Origin of the sequence: Lentzea fradiae, from assembly GCF_900100955.1 — a bacterium.
GTDB lineage: Bacteria > Actinomycetota > Actinomycetes > Mycobacteriales > Pseudonocardiaceae > Lentzea > Lentzea fradiae.
Genome location: NZ_FNCC01000014.1, coordinates 212143 through 235608 on the forward strand (window position 1 = coordinate 212143; position 23466 = coordinate 235608).

Annotated in this window: 21 protein-coding genes; 13 read left to right on the forward strand and 8 right to left on the reverse strand. The window is 70.4% G+C overall.

Going from position 1 to position 23466, the window contains the following annotated elements:
* The first annotated feature begins 184 nt into the window (after positions 1-184).
* Together asnB and BLT23_RS30720 are read left to right on the forward strand one after the other, a co-directional pair.
* Positions 185-2119 carry an asparagine synthase (glutamine-hydrolyzing) gene (gene asnB / locus BLT23_RS30715; RefSeq protein ID WP_090055303.1) on the forward strand — a complete coding sequence of 645 codons (1935 nt, stop codon included), beginning with the start codon at positions 185-187 and terminating at the stop codon, positions 2117-2119.
* Between the two features lie 110 nt (positions 2120-2229).
* Positions 2230-3456, forward strand: a complete 1227-nt coding sequence (locus tag BLT23_RS30720; protein WP_425434427.1) for an MFS transporter — start codon at positions 2230-2232, stop codon at positions 3454-3456.
* Here BLT23_RS30720 and BLT23_RS30725 read toward each other — a convergent pair.
* Positions 3440-4222, reverse strand: coding sequence for a hypothetical protein (locus tag BLT23_RS30725; RefSeq protein ID WP_090055306.1), 783 nt, complete (start codon positions 4220-4222; stop codon positions 3440-3442). The genes BLT23_RS30720 and BLT23_RS30725 overlap by 17 nt on opposite strands.
* Before the next feature lie 72 nt (positions 4223-4294).
* Between BLT23_RS30725 and BLT23_RS30730 the strand changes: the two genes are divergently transcribed.
* On the forward strand, positions 4295-5689 hold the full coding sequence (locus BLT23_RS30730) for an APC family permease (protein ID WP_090055309.1): 1395 nt from the start codon (positions 4295-4297) through the stop codon (positions 5687-5689).
* Positions 5690-5692: 3 nt separating this feature from the next.
* On the opposite strand, the gene BLT23_RS30735 is transcribed toward BLT23_RS30730, so the two are convergent.
* Both BLT23_RS30735 and BLT23_RS30740 read right to left on the reverse strand, forming a co-directional pair.
* Positions 5693-6409, reverse strand: coding sequence for an AAA family ATPase (locus tag BLT23_RS30735; RefSeq protein ID WP_090055312.1), 717 nt, complete (start codon positions 6407-6409; stop codon positions 5693-5695).
* On the reverse strand, positions 6406-7182 hold the full coding sequence (locus BLT23_RS30740) for an MBL fold metallo-hydrolase (RefSeq protein WP_090055315.1): 777 nt from the start codon (positions 7180-7182) through the stop codon (positions 6406-6408). The genes BLT23_RS30735 and BLT23_RS30740 overlap by 4 nt, the downstream gene beginning before the upstream one ends.
* A 37-nt stretch (positions 7183-7219) precedes the next feature.
* On the opposite strand from BLT23_RS30740, the gene BLT23_RS30745 reads away from it, so the two are divergent.
* Positions 7220-8113 (forward strand): aldose 1-epimerase family protein, encoded by an 894-nt coding sequence (locus BLT23_RS30745; RefSeq protein ID WP_090055318.1) that lies wholly within the window; start codon positions 7220-7222, stop codon positions 8111-8113.
* A gap of 46 nt (positions 8114-8159) precedes the next feature.
* Positions 8160-9368 (forward strand): amidohydrolase, encoded by a 1209-nt coding sequence (locus BLT23_RS30750; RefSeq protein WP_090055320.1) that lies wholly within the window; start codon positions 8160-8162, stop codon positions 9366-9368.
* A 215-nt stretch (positions 9369-9583) separates the two neighbouring features.
* On the opposite strand, the gene BLT23_RS30755 is transcribed toward BLT23_RS30750, so the two are convergent.
* Positions 9584-10723: an acyl-CoA dehydrogenase family protein gene (locus BLT23_RS30755; protein ID WP_090055324.1), complete on the reverse strand. Its 1140-nt coding sequence runs from the start codon at positions 10721-10723 to the stop codon at positions 9584-9586.
* Positions 10724-10806: 83 nt separating this feature from the next.
* Between BLT23_RS30755 and BLT23_RS30760 the strand changes: the two genes are divergently transcribed.
* From BLT23_RS30760 to BLT23_RS30775, 4 genes are all read left to right on the forward strand, one after another.
* Positions 10807-11397: a TetR/AcrR family transcriptional regulator gene (locus BLT23_RS30760; RefSeq protein ID WP_090055328.1), complete on the forward strand. Its 591-nt coding sequence runs from the start codon at positions 10807-10809 to the stop codon at positions 11395-11397.
* Between the two features lie 16 nt (positions 11398-11413).
* A complete protein-coding gene (locus tag BLT23_RS30765) occupies positions 11414-12346 on the forward strand; it encodes a carbohydrate kinase family protein (RefSeq protein ID WP_090055333.1) in 933 nt (310 codons plus the stop codon).
* A 223-nt stretch (positions 12347-12569) separates the two neighbouring features.
* A complete protein-coding gene (locus tag BLT23_RS30770) occupies positions 12570-13883 on the forward strand; it encodes a citrate synthase (RefSeq protein WP_090055336.1) in 1314 nt (437 codons plus the stop codon).
* Between the two features lie 67 nt (positions 13884-13950).
* Entirely contained in the window at positions 13951-15198 is a 1248-nt protein-coding gene (locus BLT23_RS30775) for a cryptochrome/photolyase family protein (RefSeq protein WP_090055338.1), read from the forward strand.
* Here BLT23_RS30775 and BLT23_RS30780 read toward each other — a convergent pair.
* Positions 15188-16369 (reverse strand): ABC transporter permease, encoded by a 1182-nt coding sequence (locus tag BLT23_RS30780; RefSeq protein WP_090055342.1) that lies wholly within the window; start codon positions 16367-16369, stop codon positions 15188-15190. The two genes, BLT23_RS30775 and BLT23_RS30780, sit on opposite strands and share 11 nt — an antisense overlap.
* Entirely contained in the window at positions 16366-17274 is a 909-nt protein-coding gene (locus BLT23_RS30785; RefSeq protein ID WP_090055347.1) for an ABC transporter ATP-binding protein, read from the reverse strand. The genes BLT23_RS30780 and BLT23_RS30785 overlap by 4 nt, the downstream gene beginning before the upstream one ends.
* A gap of 129 nt (positions 17275-17403) precedes the next feature.
* Here BLT23_RS30785 and BLT23_RS30790 point away from each other — a divergent pair, with 129 nt between their 5' ends.
* The 3 genes from BLT23_RS30790 to BLT23_RS30800 are packed head-to-tail and all read left to right on the forward strand — an operon-like array spanning position 17404 to position 19879.
* Positions 17404-17856 carry a YbaB/EbfC family nucleoid-associated protein gene (locus BLT23_RS30790; protein ID WP_090055490.1) on the forward strand — a complete coding sequence of 151 codons (453 nt, stop codon included), beginning with the start codon at positions 17404-17406 and terminating at the stop codon, positions 17854-17856.
* Positions 17857-17879: 23 nt separating this feature from the next.
* Positions 17880-18191 (forward strand): hypothetical protein, encoded by a 312-nt coding sequence (locus BLT23_RS30795; protein ID WP_090055351.1) that lies wholly within the window; start codon positions 17880-17882, stop codon positions 18189-18191.
* Positions 18188-19879, forward strand: coding sequence for a WXG100 family type VII secretion target (locus BLT23_RS30800; protein WP_143036098.1), 1692 nt, complete (start codon positions 18188-18190; stop codon positions 19877-19879). The genes BLT23_RS30795 and BLT23_RS30800 overlap by 4 nt, the downstream gene beginning before the upstream one ends.
* A gap of 63 nt (positions 19880-19942) precedes the next feature.
* Here BLT23_RS30800 and BLT23_RS30805 read toward each other — a convergent pair whose 3' ends face one another.
* On the reverse strand, positions 19943-21328 hold the full coding sequence (locus tag BLT23_RS30805; RefSeq protein WP_090055359.1) for a glycerol-3-phosphate dehydrogenase/oxidase: 1386 nt from the start codon (positions 21326-21328) through the stop codon (positions 19943-19945).
* Positions 21325-21900 carry a TetR/AcrR family transcriptional regulator gene (locus BLT23_RS30810; RefSeq protein WP_090055364.1) on the reverse strand — a complete coding sequence of 192 codons (576 nt, stop codon included), beginning with the start codon at positions 21898-21900 and terminating at the stop codon, positions 21325-21327. The genes BLT23_RS30805 and BLT23_RS30810 overlap by 4 nt, the downstream gene beginning before the upstream one ends.
* Here BLT23_RS30810 and BLT23_RS30815 point away from each other — a divergent pair.
* On the forward strand, positions 21899-23461 hold the full coding sequence (locus BLT23_RS30815) for an FAD-binding oxidoreductase (RefSeq protein ID WP_090055366.1): 1563 nt from the start codon (positions 21899-21901) through the stop codon (positions 23459-23461). The two genes, BLT23_RS30810 and BLT23_RS30815, sit on opposite strands and share 2 nt — an antisense overlap.
* Positions 23462-23466: the final 5 nt, after the last annotated feature.

Here is a 23466-nt window from a genome sequence, read left to right on the forward strand (position 1 = left end):
TTCGTGGTTCGGGGCTGACCGGGAGCGGGTCCGTGCCGAGCCGGCCGAGCCCGGCGCGTGAGGCGGGTGGGGGCCGGCTGGAACCTGCGCCCGTCCTCGCACGTCCTCAGGCTGTCGAAGGGTCCGGAACCCACACCTGCATACTGGGATTTCGGCAACAGCTAGCTACGAGGTGCGATTTCACGTGTGCGGAGTGCTCGGACTCATCTGTTCCACCGAAGCCGCCGCGGCCAGCGCGCGCGGCTCTGTGGCCGCAGCACTGCGCTGCCAGCGCCACCGCGGGCCGGACGAGCAGGACACCTGGGCCGATGCCGAGGTCGTCTACGGGTTCAACCGGCTGGCGTTCATCGACCTGGACCACTCCCACCAGCCGCTGGTGTGGGGGCCGCCGGACAACCCGACGCGGTACACGTTGAACTTCAACGGCGAGATCTACAACTACCAGGAGCTGCGGGCCGAGCTGGCCATGCACTTCGGGGCCCAGTTCAAGACGAAGGGGGACGGGGAGTCGATCGTCGCCGGGTACCACTACCTCGGGGCCGACTGGGTCAAGAAGCTGCGCGGCATGTTCGCGTTCATGATCTGGGACGCTCAGGAGCGCGTGGTGTTCGGGGCGCGGGACCCGTTCGGGATCAAGCCGTTGTACTGGGCCTCCGGGCCCGGTGGGGTGGCGTTCTCGTCGGAGAAGAAGAGCTTGTTGCAGCTCACCGGGGTGCTGGGGATCAGCCAGGAGCTGGACGAGAAGGCGTTGCAGCACTACCTGGTGTTGCAGTACGTGCCGGAGCCCGAGTCGTTGCACAAGGCGATCCGGCGGGTGGAGTCGGGGACGTCGTTCAAGGTCAGCCCTGGTGGGCAGGTGCTGTTCAACCGGTACTTCAAGCCCGTGTTCTCGCCGCGGCCGGTCAACGGGGCGCACGAGGCGGAGGCGCTGTACGACCGGATCGCCGAGGTCATGCGCGACTCGGTGGCCAAGCACATGATCTCCGACCCGGACGTGACGGTCGGGGCGTTCCTGTCGGGCGGGATCGACTCGACGGCGACGGCCACGCTCGCGAAGCAGCACAACCCGAACCTCATCGCGTTCACCAGCGGGTTCGACCGGCAGGGGTACTCGGAGGTGGACGTCGCGGCCGAGACGGCGGCGGCCATCGGGGTGCGGCACGTCGTCCGGACGGTGTCGCCGGACGAGATGATGGAAGAGCTGCCGCTGATCCTGTGGTACCTCGACGACCCGGTGGCGGACCCGGCGCTGGTGCCGTTGTACTTCATCGCCAAGGAGGCGCGGAAGTACGTCAAGGCGGTGCTCTCGGGTGAGGGCGCGGACGAGCTGTTCGGCGGGTACGTGATCTACCACGAGCCGTTGTCGCTGTCGCCGTTCGAGAAGGTGCCGGGCAGCGTGCGCAAGCTGATGGGCGCCGTGTCCAAGTCCATTCCGGAGGGTGTGCGGGGCAAGGACCTGCTCAGGCGCGGGTCGCTCAAGCTGGAGGAGCGCTACTACGGCAACGCGCGCAACTTCAGCGACGCGCAGGTGCGGGCGGTGTTCCCCGGCTACGTCGAGGGCGTCGGGTTCCAGGACGTCACGGCGCCCTGGTACCGCGAGTCGGAGGGCTGGGACCCGGTCGCGCGGATGCAGCACATCGACCTGTTCACGTGGCTGCGCGGCGACATCCTGGTCAAGGCCGACAAGGTCACCATGGCCAACTCGATCGAGCTGCGGGTGCCGTTCCTCGACCCCGAGGTGTTCCGGATCGCGGCCGAGGTGCCGCTCGACCAGAAGCTCACCGAGGGCACGACCAAGTACGCGCTGCGCAGGGCGCTGGCGAAGATCATCCCGCCGCACGTGCTGAACCGGCCGAAGCTGGGCTTCCCGGTGCCGATCCGGCACTGGCTGCGCGCGGAGATGTACGACTGGGCTCGCGGGATCATCAACGACTCGCAGACCGGGCACCTGCTCGACAAGAACGCCGTGCTCGACCTGCTCGCCGAGCACAGGTCGGAGCAGTTCGACCGCAGCCGGCAGCTCTGGTCGGTGCTGTGCTTCATGATCTGGCACGGGATCTTCGTCGAGGGCCGGATCAGCCCGAAGGTGCCGGAGCCGGTCTACCCCGTGCGCGTCTGACGCTCCTCGCACCGTCGAGTGGTGTCGGCGACAGGCTGACGAAAAAGGCTTGTTAGTTGTCATAGGCTAACGAAGTGGCCACTGCGGGGAAGAGCGCGCGATCGACGTTCGTGATCGACACCAGACCGTTGAAGATCGTCGCGTACCGCAGGTTGTGGCTCTCCACGATCGTGACGGCGGTGGGCTCCCAGCTCACCGCCGTCGCCGTGCCGAAGCAGGTCTACGACCTCACCGGCTCGTCCGCGTGGGTCGGCATCTCCGCCGGTGTCGCGCTGGTGCCGCTGCTGGTCTTCGGGCTGTGGGGCGGTGCCATCGCGGACACCGTCGACCGCCGCAAGCTGATGCTCGTCACGAACACCGGCATCGCCGTCTCGTCGGTGCTGCTGTGGGCGCAGGCGGCGCTGAACATCGGCTCGGTGTGGCTCGTCATCGCGCTGCTCGGCCTGCAACAGGTGTTCTTCGCGGCCAACTCACCGGCGCGGCAGGCGTCGATCGCCCGGCTCGTGCCCGCGGAGCTGCTGCCGTCGGCCGGAGCGCTCGGCTCGACCGTCATGCAGTTCGGCGCGGTGCTCGGGCCGCTGCTCGCCGGTGCGCTGATGCCGGTCGTCGGGCTGCCGACGCTGTACCTGGTGGACGCTATCGCGCTCATCGCCGCCGTCTACGCGGTGTGGATGCTGCCGCCGATGCCCCCGCTGGACGGGGTGGTGCGGCGCGCGGGGCTGCGGGACGTGCTCGACGGGTTCGTCTACCTCTGGGCGCAGAAGGTCCTGATGGCGAGCATGTTGCTGGACATCATCGCGATGGTGTTCGGCATGCCGCGGGCGCTGTTCCCGGAGATGGCCCAGCACACGTTCGGCGACCCGCCGGGCGGCGGTTTCGCGCTCGGCGTGCTGTTCGCGGCCATCCCGATCGGCGCGGTGGTCTGCGGCCTGACGTCCGGGTGGATCTCCAACATCAACCGGCACGGCGTCGCGCTGGTGCTCGCCGTGGTGGGCTGGGGCATCGCCATCGCGGGCTTCGGGCTCGCCGGCTCGCTGTGGGTGGCGGCGGCGTTCCTGGCGCTCGCGGGTGCCGCGGACATGGTGTCGATGGCGTTCCGCGGCGCGATCCTGCAGTCGGCCGCGACGGACGAGATGCGCGGACGGATGCAGGGCGTCTTCATCGTCGTCGTCGCGGGCGGGCCGCGCCTCGCGGACCTGCTGCACGGCACGGGCGGCGCGGCGTTCGGCACCGCGGCGGCCGTGTCGGTGGGCGGGCTGCTGGTGGTCGTCGGCACCGTGGTGATGGTGACGCTGCTGCCCGCGATCTGGCGCTACCGGATCAGTTCCGCGAGCTGATCTCGTTCTCCCTGGGCTCGGCGATCCGCACGTCCGCGCCCCAGTCGGTGAACCGGGCCTCGTCCACGATCAGCGCGTTCTGGAACTGCGTCGAGAACCTGATCCGGACCGGCAGGCCGGCTCCGTCGAGCTCGACCTCGGCCGCCGTGGTCGTGACGCCCTGGTCGAGGGCGAGCTTGAGCTCCGCGCGCAGGCGTTCGTCGGTCAGCGTGTCGTAGGCCCGCTGGTAGTCGATGGCGATCGAGTACCGGGTGCGCTCGCCGGTCTGCGCGATCAGCTTCACCTCACCGCCCGCCTCGATCACCGGCAGGTGGTAGGTGGTGAACACGGCCTGCTGGTGGATCACGTCGTAGAAGCCCAGCATCGTGTTCGTGAAGTCGTCGGTGTCCTCGCGGTCGAGCCTCACCCACGGCTTGTCCGGGGCGAGCCCGAACACCGGGGGCAGCTTCACGAACGCGGTGTCCGGCGCGGTCGAGACGAACCTCAGCTCCTCGTCCTGGCCGCCGGTCTGCACAGGACGCTTCGTCGTGGCGTCGACGCTCGGGACGTCGCCCAGCCGCACGGAACCGTTCGCCGGAGCCGTGACGCCCCCGGTCGTCGGCGGCGCGATGGCGAACCGGTAGGTCTTCTTCTCACCGACGGCCTTGGACACGGCGGCCACGAGGCTCTTCGCGTCGGAGTGCCGCGCCGGTGCGGCGGGCGGCTCCGGCGACGTGCAGGCGGTCAGCGCCAGTACCGCGGCGAGCAGCGTTGCCGTGCGTCTCATCTCTACACCATATGGGTGAGGTGATCGACTGGTCGCTCAGGTGGTGGCGCGCGAGTAGCAGAATCCCCTGGCATGGCTGAAGCGACCCCACAGACGGAGCAACCGGAGCTGAACCGGGCCATCGGCCCCAAGCTGCTGCTGTTCTTCGTCGTCGGCGACATCCTCGGCACCGGCATCTACGCGCTCACCGGCAACGTGGCCGGCAAGATCGGCGGCGCGCTCTGGCTGCCCTTCCTGCTCGCGTTCGTCGTGGCGTTCCTGACCGCGTTCAGCTACCTCGAACTGGTCGGGAAGTACCCGAAGGCGGCGGGGGCGGCGCTCTACGCCAACCGGGCTTTCAAGATCCACTTCCTGACGTTCATGGTCGCGTTCGCGGTGATGTGCTCGGGCATCACGTCCGCCTCGTCGGCCGCCCTCGCCTTCGGCCGCACCTACCTGCGGCAGGTACTGGTGGAGTTCTTCGACGTCGCACTGGCGCCGGAGTCGCTGCTGTTCACGGCGCTCGCGATCGCCTTCATCGCGGCGCTCGCCGTCGTCAACTTCCGCGGCGTGTCGGAGTCGGTCAAGGCCAACGTGGTGCTGACCTGCATCGAGGTGTCGGGCCTGGTCATCATCATCCTGATCGGCGCGTACGCGGTGGTGGCCGGCGACGGCGAGCCGTCCCGGCTGACCGAGGTCCACGTGCCGGAGGGTTCGACCATCACGCTCGCGATCACCTCGGCCACGGCGCTCGCGTTCTTCGCGATGGTCGGGTTCGAGGACTCGGTGAACATGGCGGAGGAGTGCGAGAACCCGGTCAAGATCTTCCCGCGCGCGATGCTCGTCGGCATGGCCGTCGCGGCCCTGATCTACGTGCTCGTCGCGATCACGTCGTCGCTGCTGATCCCGTCGGAAGAGCTCGCCGCCGCCGGCAGCAGCGCGCTGCTGAAGGTCGTGACGGTCGGTGCTCCGGGCTTCCCGCTGTGGGTGTTCGCGTTGATCGGCCTGCTGGCCGTCATCAACTCGGCGCTGATCAACATGCTGATGGCGTCGCGGCTGCTGTACGGGATGGCGAACGAGAAGATCATCCCGAGGTTCTTCGGCGTCGTGCACCCGTCCCGCCGCACGCCGTGGATCTCGATCGTCTTCACGACCGGCGTCGCGGTGATCCTGGTGTCGACCACGGACATCGGCAAGCTCGGCGGCACCACGTCGTTGCTGCTGCTGGTCGTGTTCGCCATCGTCAACGTCGCGTGTCTCGTGCTGCGCAAGGAGAAGGTCGAGCACCGGCACTTCCGCGCGCCGACGTGGGCCCCGGTGCTCGGCGCCATCACCTGCGCCTACCTCGCGATGCCGGTGCTGTCCGGCCGGCCGTGGGACGACTACAAGATCGCCGGGTGGCTGCTGCTCGCCGGTCTCGTGCTGTGGGGCGTCAACCGCGTGCTGCACGGCAAGGTGGAGATCGACCCCGGGAAGCTGGGGAAGTAGCGGTCAGTCCAGCAGGTGCGCCAGGAACCGGCCGGGGTCGCCCAGGAAGTTGCGGGTGAGCGCGACCGGTTCCGCCGCGTCGTAGGAGACCTCGTCGATCGTGTCGGTGATCTCCAGGATCGTCGCGCCCGGCGAGGCGAGCAGGATCGGCGAGTGCGTGGCGATGATGAACTGCGAGCCCTCCCGGACGAGGTCGTGCATCCGCCGCAGGACCGTGAGGCAGCCCTGCACGGACAGGGCGGCCTCCGGCTCGTCGAGGACGTAGAGACCGCGTCCGCCGAACCGGTGCGTCATCAGGTCCAGGAAGCTCTCGCCGTGCGACCGCTCGTGCAGCGACCTGCCGCCGTACGAGCTGTGGATGCCCGCGCCGATCCGGTCGATCTCGGTGATGACGTTGTAGAACGACTCGGCCCGCAGGAAGAACCCGGTGCGGGGTTTGCGGGTGCCCCAGCTGAGGGTCAGGTACTCGCCGAGGGACGACTCGGTCGCCTTCGTCGCGAAGCGGAACGACTGCGTGCCGCCCTCGGCGTTGAACCCCGCCGCCACCGCGATCGCCTCGACCAGCGTCGACTTGCCCGCGCCGTTGCCGCCCACCAGGAACGTGACCGGCGTGCGCAGCTCGACCGGGTGATCGAGCAGGTGCCGGACTACCGGGAGCGTGAACGGGTAGCGGTGCGTGTCGTCGCGGTGGTCGAGGCGGACCTGCCGGATGAACGTCACGCCAGCCTGGCCAGCTCGACCGGGTCGTGGGCGCAGAAGACCTCGGCCTCACCACTGGCCTTCAGCTCCCGCAGACGCTCCACATTGGACAGCCGCTGCGCGCGGAGCGTCTCGGTCTGCTTCACGGTGAGCTTGAGGGCCATGATGTTGCTGGGCGGCGTCTCGACCTCGCCGCGGTAGAAGTAGGCGTCACCGGCGTGCAGCAGCCACCTGTCGCCGGACCTGACGGCGATGCCCGTGTGGCCGCGGGTGTGGCCGAGCAGCGGCACCATCAGGATGTCGCCGGGCAGGCCCTCGACGTCCTTGACGGCCTCGAAGCCGAACCAGGTCTCGCCCTCGGCCTGGTGGGTCCGGAACGTGACGCCCTCCCGCTGGGCCTTCGGGTACCGGGCCTTCTCCTTCACGCCCCGCGGGTTGGTCGCCGCCGCCAACTCCGAGTCGAGGACGTGCACGGTGGCCTTCGGGAAGTCGCGCAGGCCGCCCGCGTGGTCCATGTCGAGGTGGGTCAGCAGGATGTGCCGGACGTCGTCGGCCTGGTAGCCGCGCTTCTCGACCTGCGAGATCGCGGTCTCGTTGATGTCGAGGACCGGCTTGAGCAGGGTGCGGCTCAGCGGGTCGATGGTGGCCTTGGGGTCGCTCACCTCGTGCGTGCCGAAACCCGTGTCGACCAGGACCAGGCCCTGCTCGGTCTCGATCAGCAGGCAGTGCGCGACGATGCCGCCCGCCACCATCGGGGGACGCATCGTGCCGCAGTTGAGGTGGTGAACCTTCATGGAGAGATCCTTCCATTGGCCCCGTAGGCTTCGTCCCATGCTGGGGATCTCGTACGAGGGTGCCACCGCCGTGATCACGACCGTGGGGGCGGGTCTGCGGTCGTTCGAGGTGGACGGCGTCCCGTACGTGGAGACGTTCGGGCCCGACGAGAAGCCGCCCATGAGCGCCGGCGCCGTGCTGGTGCCCTGGCCCAACCGGACCGCGGGGGCGGTGTGGCGGCTGGACGGGGTGGAGCAGCGGCTGGAGGTCACCGAGCCGGCTCGGGGCAACGCCATCCACGGACTGCTGCGGCGGCGGCCCTGGGACGTCCTCGAACACACCGGGTCGCTGGTGTCGCTGGTGGCCGACATCGAGCCCCAGGCGGGGTGGCCCGGCGCTTTGCGGGTCACCGTGTCGTACGCGCTGGACGACTCCGGGCTCACGGTCACGCACGGCGTCAAGAACGTGGGGGACGTGCGGACGCCGTTCGGCGTGGGCACGCACCCGTACCCGAGGGCGGGCAACGCCGCCACCGATTCTTGCACCCTCACGCTGGCCGCCACGACCGTGCTGCCGCTGGACCGGCAGCGGATGGTCCCGTCCGGTGCCGCGGTGCCCGTCGAGGGGACCGAGCTCGACTTCCGGGGCGGGAGGCCGCTCGCCGGGATGGACCTCGACACGCCGTTCGGCGGGTGCGTGCCCGGACCCGACGGCCTGGTGCACCACACGCTCGTCTCCGGCGACGGCGGCGGCGTGGAGATCTGGGCGGACCCGGTGTTCCGCTGGGTGCAGGTGTACACGCCCGACTCCTACCCCGGGCGGGGGCGGGCGGTGGCCGTCGAGCCGATGACCTGCCCGCCCGACGCGCTGAACTCCGGAACGGACCTGATCTGGGTCGCGCCGGGGGAGAACTGGGGCGCCCGCTGGGGGATCAGCCCGCTGGCGTCCTGACCGCGGGGGTGGCTTCCCGGCCGCCAAAACGTTAGCGTCGCTAACCATGAACATCGCTATCACCGGTGGCTACGTCGTGCCCGTGGACGGTGCGCCCGTCGAAGGCGGGACCGTTCTCATCCAGGACGGCAAGATCGTCGCGGTCGGCGCCGACGTCGACGTGCCGGACGGCGTCGAGGTCGTCGACGCCGACGGCGCCTGGGTGCTGCCAGGGTTCGTCGAGGCCCACGGGCACCTCGGGGTGCACGAGGAGGCCGAGGGCTGGGCCGGGCAGGACACCAACGAGATGACCGACCCCGTCGGGGCCAGGATGCGGGCGCTGGACGCCATCAACCCCGCTGACCTGGGGTTCGCCGACGCGTTGAGCGGTGGCGTCACCACCGCCGTGATCAAGCCGGGGTCGGGCAACCCGATCGGCGGGCAGACGGTCGCGGTCAAGTGCTGGGGCCGGACCGTCGACGAGATGCTCCTCAAGGAAGCCGTCAGCGTGAAGAGCGCGCTCGGCGAGAACCCGAAGCGGGTGTACGGCGACCAGAAGAAGCTGCCCGCCACGCGGCAGGGCGTCGCGGCGGTCATCCGGGACGCGCTGACCAAGGCCCAGGACTACCTCGCCAGGAAGGCCGACGCCGAGAAGGACGGGAAGCCGTTCGACCGCGACAACACGCTGGAGGTCCTCGGCAAGGTCCTCCAGGGTGAGCTGGCGTGGTGCCAGCACGCGCACCGGGCGGACGACATCGCCACCGCCATCCGGTTGTCCGAGGAGTTCGGGTACAAGCTGATCCTGAACCACGGCACCGAGGGACACCTGATCGCCGACGTGATCGCCGAGAAGCAGATCCCGGTGATCATCGGGCCGCTGTTCACCAGCCGGTCCAAAGTGGAGCTGCGCAACCGCGGCCTGCGCAACCCCGGCATCCTCGCGCGGGCGGGGGTGGACCTGGCGATCACGACCGACCACCCCGTCGTGCCGATCCACTTCCTGGTGCACCAGGCGACGCTCGCGGTCAAGGAAGGGCTCGACAGCGACACGGCGCTGCGGTCGATCACGGTCAACCCCGCCCGGATCATGGGGCTGGAGGACCGCGTCGGCGCGTTGAAGCCCGGTCTCGACGGCGACGTCGTCATCTGGTCGGGCGACCCGCTGGACGTGATGAGCCGGGCGCTGCGGGTGTTCGTCGAGGGGCGCGAGGTGTACGCGTTCGACGAGGGCCTCGGCGAAGGGGTCGTGGCCGACCCCTTCTACCGCGAGCGCTGAGCGCCCACCCCCTCAAACCCGCACCCCTTTCGTGTTTCCGACGCGCACGCGGGGCCCTTTCGTACTGTCACGCAGTACGCAAGCGCCCCGCGTACGCACCGGCGGGGCGGTGTGTGCGTGTCGGCGGGGCGGCGTGTCGTGGATGGGCGCCTTGCGGAGATCGGCTGCGGAGGTCGGTTGGGGAGGTCGGTTGGGGAGGTCGGCTTGTGGGCTGACTAGCGCAGGCCCCTGCCGATGACGAGGCGCTGGATCTGGTTGGTGCCCTCGAAGATCTGCAGGACCTTCGCCTCGCGCATGTAGCGCTCCACCGGGAAGTCGCGGGTGTAGCCGGCGCCGCCGAGCACCTGGACGGCGTCGGTCGTCACCTTCATCGCCGCGTCGGTGGCGATGAGCTTGGCGATCGACGCCTGCTGGCGGAACGGGAGGCCGCGGTCGCGGCGGCGGGCCGCCTGGAGGTAGGTGGCCCGTGCCGACTCGACGGCGGCGGCCATGTCCGCGAGGAGGAACTCCAGGCCCTGGAACTCGATGATCGGGCGGCCGAACTGCGTGCGGGTCTTCGCGTACGCGACCGCCTCGTCGAGGGCGGCCTGGGCGAGGCCCACCGCGCAGGCGGCGATGCCGAGTCGGCCGGAGTCCAAAGCGGACAGTGCGATCTTGAGGCCGTCGCCCTCGTCACCGATCAGGCGGTCGGTGCCGAAGCGGACGTCGGCGAACTCCAGCTGGGCCGTGATGGAACCGGTGAGGCCCATCTTGCGCTCGGGGGTGAGCGCGGTGAGGCCGGGGGTCTCGCCGGGGGCGAGGAAGCAGGAGATGCCGCGGCCTCCCTCGGGCGACGTGCGGGCCATCAGGGTGTAGAAGTCGGCGGCGCCCGCGTGCGTGATCCACGCCTTGGTGCCGTTCACGACGTACTCGGAGCCCTTGCGGACGGCCCTGGTCGACATGGCGGCCGGGTCGGAGCCCGCCTGGACCTCGGACAGGGCGTAGCCGCCCAGCAGCTCGCCCTCGAGCATCTCGGGGAGCCAGCGCTCCTGCTGCTCGCGGGTGCCGAAGGTGGCGAGGCCGTAGCAGGACATCACGTGCACGGAGAGGCCGACGCCGACCGTCATCCACGCCCCGGCGATCTCCTCCAGGGCCTGCAGGTACACCTCGTAGGGCTGCGCACCGCCGCCGAACTCCTCCGCGTACGGCAGGCCCAGCAGACCCGCCCTGCCGAGCAGGCGGAACGCCTCGCGGGGGAACTTCTCGTTCTCCTCCGCGTCCGCGGCGTGGGGCTTCAGCTCGTCCCGCGCGATCTCCTTGACCAGCGCGATCAGGTCCTCGGCCTCTTGGGTGGGGAGCAGTCGCTCGGCGGGCATCGTCGACCTCCGGTGGTGTACTGGTAGCTGTACTCTAGGACGTTGTGCAGTACAGCTGCCAGTGAGTGTGGCAGGGTCGTCACATGACGCGGGCTCTCACGCAGCGGCAGGCGGAGCTGCTCACCCGGTTGGAGGCGTTGTTCCTCGCCGAGGGCTTCGGGCATCTCACGCTGGACGACGTCGCGGCCAGGCTGCACTGCTCCAAGTCGACGCTGTACGCGCTCGCGGGCAGCAAGGAGCAGCTGGCCGTGCGGGTGGTCGGGCGGTACTTCAAAGGCGCGGCGGAACGCATCGAGAAGCGCATCGCGGGCCTCGGTGACGTACGCGCACGGATCGGCAGCTACCTCGCGGGGGCGGCCGAGGAGCTGAGCAAGGCGTCGGCGGCGTTCATCGCGGACGTGTCCGACTTCCCGCCCACGCGCGCCACCTACGAGCGCAACGCCCGCGCCGCCGCCGAACGCATCAAGTCCTTCATCCAGGACGGCGTGGACCTGCACGTGTTCCGCGAGGTGCACGCCACGCTGTTCGCCGAGATGGCCGGGTTGCTCATCGAGGGCATCCAGACGGGCGTCCTCACGAAACGGGCAGGTGTTTCGCACTCCGAGGCGTTCACCGCCCTGGGGGAGCTGCTGTTGGATGGGTTGCAGCGGACGGGCGCTTCCCCGGAGGAGTGACGCGAGGAGTGACGCAGTGATCGTGGTTGCCGGTGAGGCACTGGTCGACATGGTGCCGGTGGGAGACGACGAGCTCGCGCCGCTCGCCCCGAAGCTCGGCGGCGGGCCGTACAACGTGGCGGTGGCGCTCGGGCGGCTGGACGTGCCGGCGGGCTTCCTGTCGCGGGTGTCGTCCGACCACTTCGGCGAGCAGCTGCTGAAGCGGCTGCACGAGTCGAACGTGGACACCTCTCTGGTCCAACGTGGACAGGAGAACACCACGCTCGCCGTCGTGGGGCTGGCCGGTGACGGGTCGGCGCGCTACTCGTTCTACGTCGACGGCACCGCGGACCGGCTCGTGCGGGACCCCGGGCCGTTGCCCGCTGAGGTGCGCGCGGTGTCGTTCGGGACGCTCTCGCTCGTGCTGGAACCCGGCGCCTCGGTCTACGAGACGGTGCTGCGGCGCGAGGGCAAGCGTTTGCTCACGGCGCTCGACCCCAACATCCGGGCAGGGCTCATCGACGATCCGGACGCCTACCGCGCCCGGTTCCGGTCGTGGCTGCCGGATGTCGGGCTGCTCAAGGTCTCCGTCGAGGACGCCGAGTGGCTGGCCGAGGGCGGCGACGTGATCGAGATCGCACGGACGTGGATTTCACAGGGACCGGCGGCAGTCGTGCTGACCAAGGGAGGTGACGGACTTTCCGTGATCACCGCCACGGAAAGGGTCGACGTGCCACCCGTGAAGGTGGAAGTCGTCGACACGATCGGGGCGGGCGACACGGTGCAAGGTGCCCTGCTCGCGTGGTTGCACGACCACGATGCGTTGAGTCGTGAGAAGGTCCTCGCTCTCACGGCGGGAGAATGGACCGACGCGTTGACGTACGCCGGAGCCGCTGCTGCGATCACATGTTCCCGTGCCGGCGCCGAGCCCCCTTGTGCGAGCGAACTCACCGCAGCGCTGGCTGGATAACCGGGCGAATCCGACTACCGTGGTGGAGCCGCGCTAGGCACTGGTGTCACAGGTGTGATGCCGGTCCCATCTCACAGAATCGGTTCACACCGCTGCTGCGAGTCGGGCCATTCGCCGACTAGCGTGGGAGAACTTGAAGACTCAGATCCCAACGGGGTGGTCCGAGACGTCGGCAGGCCGTGCGACCTGTCGCCACCCCGTCCGAGCGTTGAGAGGGACTTGAATGCCCGACGCGACGACTGCGCCGAACGACCCACAGACCGTCGCGCTGCGCCACGGGGGCGGAGAGCTCGAGATGAAGGTGGTGCGGGCGTCCGAAGGCGCGTCCGGCATCGATCTCGGCAAGCTGCTGTCGACGACCGGTCTGGTAACCCTGGACACCGGTTTCGTCAACACTGCCTCCTGCTCCTCCGAGATCACCTACATCGACGGTGACGCCGGAATTCTGCGTTACCGCGGGTATCCGATCGAGCAGTTGGCCGCGCGTTCGAACTTCATCGAGGTCAGCTACCTCCTGATCTACGGCGAGCTGCCGACCGCCGCGCAGCTCGAGGACTTCTCGCAGAAGATCAGCCGCCACACGCTGCTGCACGAGGACCTCAAGCGCTTCTTCGACGGTTTCCCGCGCGACGCGCACCCGATGCCGGTGCTCTCGTCCGCGGTGTCGGCGCTGTCGACCTTCTACCAGGACTCGCTGTCGCCCTTCGACGCGAACCAGGTGGAGATCTCCACGATCCGCCTGCTGGCCAAGCTGCCGACCATCGCGGCCTACGCCTACAAGAAGTCGGTCGGCCAGCCGTTCCTCTACCCGGACAACTCGCTGGGCCTGGTGGAGAACTTCCTGCGGATGACCTTCGGGTTCCCGGCCGAGGCGTACGACCTCGACCCGGACCTGGTCCGCGCGCTCGACCTGCTGTTCATCCTGCACGCCGACCACGAGCAGAACTGCTCCACGTCGACCGTGCGCCTGGTCGGCTCCTCCGAGGCGAACCTCTTCGCGTCGATCTCCGCTGGCATCAACGCCCTGTTCGGCCCGCTGCACGGCGGCGCGAACAGCGCGGTGCTGGAGATGCTGGAGAAGATCAAGAACGACGGCGGCGACGTCGCCTCGTTCGTGAACAAGGTCAAGAACAAGGAGGACGGCGTCCGCCTGATGGGCTTCGGCCACCGGGTCTACAAGAACTACGACCCGCGTGCCGCGATCATCAAGAAGACGGCCGACGAGATCCTCAACAAGCTCGGCGCCGACGACCAGCTGCTCGACATCGCGAAGCAGCTGGAGGAGACCGCGCTGGCGGACGACTACTTCATCTCCCGCAAGCTCTACCCGAACGTGGACTTCTACACGGGTCTGATCTACCGGGCGATGGGCTTCCCGACCAAGTTCTTCACGGTGCTGTTCGCGCTCGGCCGCCTTCCCGGCTGGATCGCGCACTGGCGCGAGATGATCAACGACCCGGCCACCAAGATCGGCCGCCCGCGGCAGATCTACACCGGCCCGACCGAGCGCGACTTCGTCGCGATGGAGAACCGCTGATCTCTCCTGGTTCACCCGAGAGGGGCGCACCTGTCATGCGGGTGCGCCCCTCTCGTCTTAGCGTCGGGTGGTGAGTTCCGAACCCTCGGTCGTCTGGTTCCGCCGCGACCTGCGGACGGCCGACCACCCGGCCCTGCTCGAAGCGGCGGAGCGGTCACCCCGCGCCCTCGCGTTGTTCGTCCTGGACGACCGGTTGCTGAAGCCGTCCGGCAAGCCGCGGATCGAGTTCCTGCACCGGTGTCTGCACGCCCTGAACGACGACCTCGGCGGCCGGCTGGCGGTCGTGCACGGCGACCCGGCCGAGGTCGTTCCCCGCGTGGCGCGGGAGATCGGCGCGGGCAGCGTGCACATCTCCGCGGACTTCGGGCCATACGGCAGGAAACGTGACGCCGCGGTCGAGGAAGCGTTGGGGGACATCGAACTCGTCCGTTCCGGCTCGCCCTACGCCGTGGCGCCGGGGCGGGTGCGCAAGGCGGACGGCACGCCGTTCAAGGTCTTCACGCCGTTCCGCAACGCCTGGCTGGAACACGGCTGGCGTCAGCCCGCGGAGACCGACGCGTCCACTGTGGACTGGATGAGGTTCGGCGGTGGCACCGGGATTCCCGCGGTGCGGGAGAAGCTGCCGGACGCGCTGGCGTTGTGGGAGAAGTTCCGCGACGAACGGCTGCCGGACTACGACAAGACCCGTGACAGGCCGGACCTCGACGCCACGAGCCGCATGTCCGCGTTCCTGCGCTGGGGTGTGCTGCACCCGCGGACGCTGTTGCGGGACTGCGAAGGCACGTACCGCGACGAGCTGGCGTGGCGCGAGTTCTACGCCGACGTGCTGTGGCACCGGCCGGAGACCGCGCGGCAGAACTACGACCGCAAGTTCGACCGGATGGTGCACGACGACGACCTGGAGCTGTTCGAGGCGTGGAAGCAGGGCCGCACCGGCTTCCCGATCGTCGACGCCGGGATGCGGCAGCTGCTGCGGGAGGGCTTCATGCACAACCGGGTGCGCATGATCGTCGCCAGCTTCCTGGTGAAGGACCTGCACCTGCCGTGGTGGTGGGGCGCGCGGCACTTCATGGAGCACCTGGTCGACGGCGACCTGGCCTCGAACCAGCACAACTGGCAGTGGGTCGCGGGCTGCGGCACCGACGCCGCGCCGTTCTTCCGGATCTTCAACCCTGCCACGCAGGCCAAGAAGTTCGACCCGGACGGCGCGTACGTGCGCCGGTACGCGCCGGACTCCGCGGACCTCACGCCGATCGTGGACCACGCGGTCGAGCGCCGGGTGGCGCTCGACCGGTACCAGGACGTCAGGACCTGAGGGCGTCGCGGAGCTTCACCCGCGCGCCGGTCCTCAGCACGGCGTTCGAGTAGACCTTGCCGCCCAGCCAGGTGATGGCGGCGACGGCCGCCAGCGCCAGCACGACCGCGAGCAGCACCTGCCACGCCGGGACCACGCCGAGCGCCATCCTGCCGGGCATCAGGATCGGCGCGAACGGCGGCAGCAGCGACAGCACCGTGACGGCGGTGCCGGTGGGGTCGCCGATCATCAGGTTGATGCCGGCCACGAACGCCGCGATGATCGTCATGCTGATCGGCGTCAGCACCGACTGGAGCTCCTCCTGCCGGGACACGAGCGACGCGGCGGACGCGAACACCGTGGCGTACAGGAAGAAGCCGAGCAGGTACCACAGCACACCGGTCAGCAACGCGGCTCCGCCGAGCGCCCCCACGTCGACGACGTCGAACGCGGAGGAGAGCGCGAGCCCGGCCACCGAGATCACCAGCAGCTGCAGCAGGCCGACCGCGCCGAGGCCGATCACCTTGCCCAGCAGCAGCTGCCACGGCCGCAGGGTCGCGAGCAGGATCTCCACGACCCGGCTGGACTTCTCCTCGACCACGCCCTGCGCGACCATCGTGCCGTAGACGAGCAGCGAGTAGTACAGCAGCGCGGCCACGATCAGCCCGACCGCGAGGCGTTGACCTCGTTGCGGGTCAACGGGTTCCAGCGCGGTGACGGCCACGCTGACGTTCGCCAGGTTCTGCGCCACCTGCTGCGGGGACAGACCGGCCTCGGCGAGCTGCGCGACGAGGACCTGCTGGCGCAGCACGTCGTTCAGCGCCGTCGTGAGGACCTCGTCGCCGTAGCCCTTGACGATCATCTTCAACGCCGGTGGCGCACCCGTCACGAGCGCGTCCAGCCCGCCGTCGCGCACCTGCCGCTCGGCGTCGGGCACGGTCGTGACGTCTCGCGTCTCGAGATCGACGCCGAACGCCGCCGCCTTCTCCCGCAGCGGGTCCGCGAGCTGCGTCGCCTGCCCCGACAGGCCGACGACGCTGTGCCGCTGGTCGTCGAACAGCACGGACTGCAGCACCACGTACCCGGCGAGCACGATGATGATCACCGCGGTGCCGACGAGGAACGACTTCGTGCGCACGCGCGTGACGAACTCGCGCTTCGCCACCAGCGAGACCGCTCGGGACGACCTCATGAGCTCCTGCTCTCGGTGGTGACGACGTTGCGGAACAGCTCGGTCAGCGACGGCCGCTGGCGGGAGAACTCGTGCACGGGACCCGCCGCGAGCGCGGCGTGCAGCACGACCTGGTCGTCGACGCCCTCGGCGAGCTCCAGCACGCAGCGCGTCCCGTTCCGCTCGACCACCCGCACGCCCTCCAGCGTGGCAGCCCAGTCGGCGGAGGGCGACTCCACGACGAGCCGCGGGGTGCCGCCGGAACGCAGCTCGTCCACCGTGCCGCTGGCGACCAGCGAGCCCGCGCTGACGATGCCGACCCGGTCGCACAGCCGTTCCACCAGGTCGAGCTGGTGGCTGGAGAACACCACCGGCACCCCGGCGGACGCCTTCTCGCGCAGCACCTGGCTCATCACGTCGACCGCGACCGGGTCGAGGCCGGAGAACGGCTCGTCGAGCACCAGCACGTCCGGCTCGTGCACCAGCGCGGCGGCCAGCTGGACGCGCTGCTGGTTGCCCAGGCTCAGCCGCTGCACCTCGTCGGAGCGGCGGTCGCGCAGCCCCAGCCGCGCGATCCAGTTGTCCGCGCTGCGGTGGGCGTCGTTGGTGTCCATGCCGTGCAGCTCGGCCAGGTAGACCAGCTGGTCCAGCACCCTCATCCGCGGGTAGAGCCCGCGTTCCTCCGGCATGTAGCCGATCCGGCGGCGCGTGTCGAGGTCGACGGTCCTGCCGTTCCACCGCACCTCGCCGGAGTCGGCCGCGAGCACGCCCAGGGCGATGCGCATGGTCGTGGTCTTGCCGGCGCCGTTGCTGCCGACGAACCCGAACAGCTCGCCCGCGCGCACGTCGAAAGACATGTCCCGCAGGGCCACGACCTCCCCGTAGCGCTTGGAGATCCGGTCGATCTCCAGCACCCCCTCAGGCACGGTGCACCCCTTCGTTAGCCCGGATGGCGGTAATCCGGCTCAAAGTATCGATGAGCAGGGAACGGGTGAAACGATACGGGCGTCTACGGCGAATCGAACGAACGACCAATTCACTCAACGGGGGTGACCATGCAGCCCATCGACCCGGACCAGTGGCTGGCGCAGTACGGGGCCAAGATCGAGCAGGCGAAGCAGAACGCCGAGCAGGCCCGCGACCAGCTGGGAGGGGTGGGCGGGAGCGCCAGCTCCCCGGACGGCCTGATCACGGCGACGGTCAACGCGACGGGCGTGCTGACCGACCTGAAGATCAAGCCGGAGGCCCGCGGCATGGACCCCGGTGAGATCGCCTCCGCGGTGCTCGCCGCCGCTGCCAAGGCCCAGCGCGACGCCTCCGGCAGGGTCGTCCAGATCATGACGGACTTCGTCGGCGACAGCCCCGCGCTCGAGTTCGTGAAGGCGCAGATGCCGAACGGATACGCGGGGGACGGAACCGACGAGGAAGAACCGAAGTCGGAGTTGGAGCGCAAGGACACGCGGCCCGACGACGAGTACTTCACCAACCCGCCCGACGTCATGGCCTGAGTGCAGGAGGAGGGGGCTAGGCGATGCAGTCGACACACTTCAACATCGACCTCGACGAGCTGAGAAACCACGCCGCGAACGTGGACCGGCTCATGGAGCGGATGCGCAAGGCCACGGAGACGTGCCAGCCCGGCGCGCTCACCACGCAGGCGTTCGGCGTCTTCCTCGGGTTCCTGGCGCAGAAGGTCCTGCAGGAGGCGGGCCTGTCGCAGGACAACCTCGGCAAGGCCGCCAACTCGCTCATGGACATGGGCTCCGCCCTCAAGGAGACCATCGAGCAGTACGAGCAGATCGACCTCGACAACATGTTCGGCTTCCAGGGAGGCCGGGGATGAGCGCCCCCGTGACGCAGGCCCAGGGCACCGACCCGGCCCAGCTGGTCAGCAGCATCTCCACCACCTACTCCGCCATCGAGCGGGGTGACTGGGTCAACGCGGGCCTCGGCATCGCGAACACCGCCATGGGCATCGTCGGCCTGTCGGCGAACCCGCTGAGCGGGTTCCTGTCGGCCGGCTTCAGCTGGGCCATCCAGCACGTCGACTTCCTGCGCGAGCCGTTCGACGTCCTGCTCGGCAGCCCCGAGTCGATCGCCTCGATGGCCCAGTCGTTCCGGTCGGCTGGCAAGCAGGTCCACGGCATCGCCACCGAGTACGAGAAGATCTGCGTCTCGCAGACCCGCGAGTGGCAGGGCAAGGCGGCCGACGGCTATCGCGCCGCGGCCCAGAAGCACTCGACCGGCATCAAGACCCTCGCGCAGTCCGTCGAGGGCATCGCCGGGGCGGTCGAGGGCGCGGGCCAGCTCGTCGGCACCGTCCGCAAGATGATCATGGACCTGATCAGCCAGGCCGTGTCCGACATGGTCATGAAGATCATCCAGTGGCTCGCGGCGTCGTTCCTGACCTTCGGCGCCGCCATCGCGAACGCGATCGCGGACATCGTCACGACCGCGGTCAAGTACGCCAAGAAGCTCGCGGACTTCCTGCAGAAGCTCGTCGGCTCCGTGCAGAAGCTGCTGAACCTGGTCAAGTCGGTCTCCCAGATCGCCAAGGCCGCCGAGCAGGTCATCAACGCGATCTCCGCGATGGCCAACCGCGGCGGCGCCACCAGGCCGACCTCCGGCGGCTTCAGCGGCCTGACCAGTGCCGACCAGGAGCGGGCAGCGGGCGGCGCCAACGGCACGTTCACGAGCGGTGTCACCGACACCCGCACCGGCCGCAACACCGCGGGCGACGGCCTGGGCAACGTCAGCGGCGGCTTCACGCCCAACGACAGGACCGGCTGGCAGGCCACCCCCGGTCAGGGCGGTGGCGGGGCGGCGGGACCGGTCGTCAGCCCGATCCCGACCCCGTCCGGCACCCCGAGGGGTGGCGCGGGCGGCGGTGCCGGTGGCGGCACCGGCGGCCAGGTCGGCACGCCCTACACCCCGCCGGGCGTCGGCACCGGTTCCGGTGCGGGCGGCGGCGCCGGTGGTGGCGTCGGTGGTGGCGCGGGCACCGGGACGGGCGGCCGCTGGGTCCCCGGCCACTGGGAGCCGGACACCACGACGACGGCCGGTGGCAACGCGGTCAAGCCCCCGTCGGTCGGCGTCATCCCGCCGGTCACGGGCAGCTCCGACTGGTACCGCCCGGCGAGCGAGCACAACGCCTCGACCGCCGCCTCCGGTGGCGGCGGAGGCGGTGCCGCCAAGGGCATGGGCGGCGGCGGAGGCGGCGGCATCCCCGCGGGCTTCGGCGGCGGTCCCGCCGGTGGCGGTGGCGCCGGTACGGCGGCGACCCAGTTCGGTGGCGCGGCCGGCGTGATGTCGCAGGGCACCGGTCCCGCGGCTGCCGCCGCTCCCGCCGCGGGCGCCCCCGGTGGCGGAGCACCGCGCGGAGCCGGTGGCATGGGCATGATGGGCGGCATGCCGATGGCGGGCGCCGCCGGTGGCCAGCAGGGCGGTGGCGAGCACAAGCGGAAGGTGCGGATCGAGGGCGACGCGCTCGTCGACCCGCCCAAGGCCGCGAAGCCGGTCATCGGCGAGTGATCGCGCGCTGACGAGGTTCTTGCGCTGGAAGCGGGGCGTCCCTGAGGGGGCGCCCCGCTCTCGTCACACCGCGGCCAGCAGCTTCTCGATCTCCGGCGCGGCCTTCGCGCGGTCCGCGGGCACCAGGCCGATGCGGGTGCGCCGGTCCAGCACGTCGTCGGCGTCGAGCGCCCCCTCGTGCCGGATCGCGTGGACGACGTCGGCCTCGGTGACGCCCGGAGCGATCGGCGTGGTGGGCGCGGGCCGGTCGTCGACCAGGCGGATGTCCTTGGTGCGGCACAGGACCCGCGTCAGGTTCGCCGCGTCGACCGCGTCCGCCGCCATCCTGCGGTAGGTGGTGAGCTTGCCGCCGACGACCGTGATCACGCCGTTGGGCGCCTTCAGCACGGCGTGGTGGCGGGACAGGTCCGCCGTGGTGCCCTGCGCCTCCAGCAGCGGGCGCAGCCCGGCGTAGCTGCCGATCACGTCCTCCCGCGTCAGCTCCCGTTGCAGGACGGTGGAAGCGGTGCGGAGCAGGAAGTCCACATCGGACTCCGGCACGCCGGGGACGTCCGGGACGTCGTCCACCGGCTCGTCGGTCAGGCCGAGGTACGCGCGGCCGTTCTCCTGGGGCAGCAGGAAGGCGTAGCGGTTGCGTTCGCCGGGAACGGGGATCGTCAGCGCGGTCGCGCTCAGCCCGACGGCGATCGCGTCCAGGACGAGGTGCGAGCCCCGCGACGGACGCAGCCGCACGGGCGCGAGCGTGCCGGCCCAGACGCCCGTCGCGTTGATCACCGCTCTGGCCCTGACCGAGAACCGGGTGCCGGTGAGCGTGTCCTCCGCCTCGGCGCCATCGCCTTGCAGCGTCAGGACCTTCGCGCGGGTGAGGATCTTCGCGCCGTACCCGGCCGCCGTGCGCGCGAGTGCCACGACCAGCCGGGCGTCGTCGACGAGCTGGCCGTCGTAGTTGAGCAGGCCGCCGACCAGGTTCTCCCGGCTGAGCCCCGGGACGAGCGCCAGCGCCTCGTGCCTCGGTACCCGGCGCGGGCGCGGCAGCACGGAGGCGGGGGTGCCCGCGGCGATGCGCAGCGCGTTGCCCGCCTTCAGCCCGGCCATCACGAAGTGGTTCGAGCCGTTGTGCAACGGGAAGAGCATCGGCAGCGTGCGGGTCAGGTGCGGTGCCGTCCTGGTCATGAGGACGCCGCGCTCGACCGCGCTCTCGTGGGCGAGCTTCACCTCGCCGTTCGCGAGGTAGCGCAGGCCGCCGTGGACGAGCTTGCTGGACCAGCGGGACGTCCCGAACGCCAGGTCGTGCGCCTCCAGCAGGACCGTGCGGAGACCGCGGGAGGCCGCGTCGAGCGCGACGCCCGCGCCGGTGACCCCGCCACCGACGACGAGCACGTCCGCGACCTGCTCCCCGGCCGCCGCCAGGTCCAGCAGGCGGCGGGTGGCGTTCAGGGACGTGTTCACGGTTTCAGCGCTCCGTCCAGCTGCTTGGCCAGTTCCTCGATCAGCGGGACGAAGTCGAGCCCCGACGTGGCGGGCCGCATCGACAGCACCATCGACTGCGTGGTCAGCAGCACGACGCGGGCCTGCGTCTTCGCGTCCCCGAACCGGATCGAGCCGTCGAGGTGCCCCGCCTCGATCTGGCCGACCAGGAACTGCTCGACCAGCCGCTGCGTGCTGCCGAGCCGGTCGGTGAGGTAGGGCAGCATCAGGTCGGCGTCCAGCTGCAGGACGCGCTGCATGAGCGGGTTCGACGTGAGCAGCCGGATGGCGTCGGTGGACCGCCGGACGAGCTGCTGGCGCGCGTTGCCCTCGCGGGTGGCCTGTTCGACCGCGTCGAGCAGCGTGGCGAACTCGCGGGTCATCAGCGCCCGGACCAGGTGGTCCACGTCCGGGTAGCGGCGGTAGAGCGTCATCCGGCTGACGTTGGCCCGTTTCGCCACGTCGGTGAGCGTCGTTCTGCGCACTCCGACTTCGAGCACGCACTCGCGGGTGGCGTCGAGCAGGGCGTCGTGGGTGTGACGTTGGGACGTCATGTGTAACACTGTAGCAGTGACCAGGGCCCGATGGACTGCCGAGACCACACCGCTCCCCCCGCACGCGCTGGCGTGGCTGCGCGACCGGGTCGGGCTGGGCGAGCCGCTGCCCGAGGTGCCCGTCGAGGCGCCGGACTCGGCGTTGTCGGAGGACGCCTTCACGGCGCTGGAGGCGGTCTGCCCGGTGTCGGTCGACGCCGGGGACCGGCTGGCACGTGCCGGTGGCCTGTCCTACCTCGACCTGCTCCGGCACCGCGGGCACGGGGAACCGGCGGTGCCCGACGGCGTCGTCCGGCCCGGCTCGCCCGACCAGGTCGTGGAGATCCTCAAGGTCTGCGTCGAGCACGACGTGGCGGTGGTGCCGTTCGGTGGCGGCACGTCCGTCGTGGGCGGCGTCGAGGCGTTGCGCGGCGACAAGTCCGCGGTGGTGGCCCTGGACCTCGGCGGGTTGTCCGAGCTGGTGTCGGTCGACCCGGTGTCGCGGGTGGCCGTGCTGCAGGCGGGGGTGACCGGGCCGGAGGCCGAGCGGATGCTTGGGGAGCACGGGTTCACGCTCGGGCACGTGCCGCAGTCGTTCGAGCGGGCGACCATCGGCGGGTTCGCGGCCACGCGGTCCGCCGGTCAGGCGTCGTCCGGATACGGCCGGTTCGAGGACGTGGTGGAGTCGGTCCGGGTCGCCACGCCCGTCGGCGAGTGGGTCGCCGGTGCGGCACCCGCGTCCGCCGCCGGTCCGGACCTGAAACAGTTGGTGCTCGGCAGCGAGGGTCTGTTCGGCGTGATCACCGAGGTGTCCGTGCGGGTGCGGCCCCGGCCGCGCGACCCCCGGTACGAGGGCTTCGTCGTCGACGGGTGGGAGGCCGGTGCCGACCTCGTGCGCGCCCTCGCCCAGGACGGGGCGCTCGCGGACGTCACGCGTCTGTCCGATGTGGACGAGACGGAGGTGGCCCTCGCGCTGGCCGGGTCCCGCGCCGGCGTGGTGAAGAAGTACCTGCGGTTCCGCGGCGTGAAGAACCCGTGCCTGGTGATCCTCGGCTGGGAGTGCCGGTCGCGCGCCACGACCATGCGCGCGCTGGCAGGGCGGAAGGTCGTCCGTCTCGGTGGTGCGATGGGGAAGTCCTGGCTGCACGGGCGGTTCAACGGCCCTCGGCAGCGGGACGCGTTGATCGACGCGGGGGTGTGCGTCGAGACCTTGGAGACCGCCACGCACTGGTCCCGCGTCTCCGAGCTGCGCGAGGCGGTGAAGACCGCGTTGCGCGCCGAGCTGGGCGACCCGATCGTCATGTGCCACATCTCGCACGCCTACGAGACCGGGGCGTCGCTGTACTTCACGGTGCTGGTGCCACGGGACCTCGACGACCCGGTGCGGCAGTGGGAACGCGCGAAGGTGGCGGCGTCGGACGCGATCTCGCGGCTCGGCACGATCACGCACCACCACGCGGTCGGCCGGGACCACCGGCCGTGGCTCGCGGGCGAGATCGGGCCGATCGGCACGGACGTGCTGCGCGCGGTGAAGGACCGGCTCGACCCGGCCGGAATCCTGAACCCCGGCAAGCTGATCTGACCGGC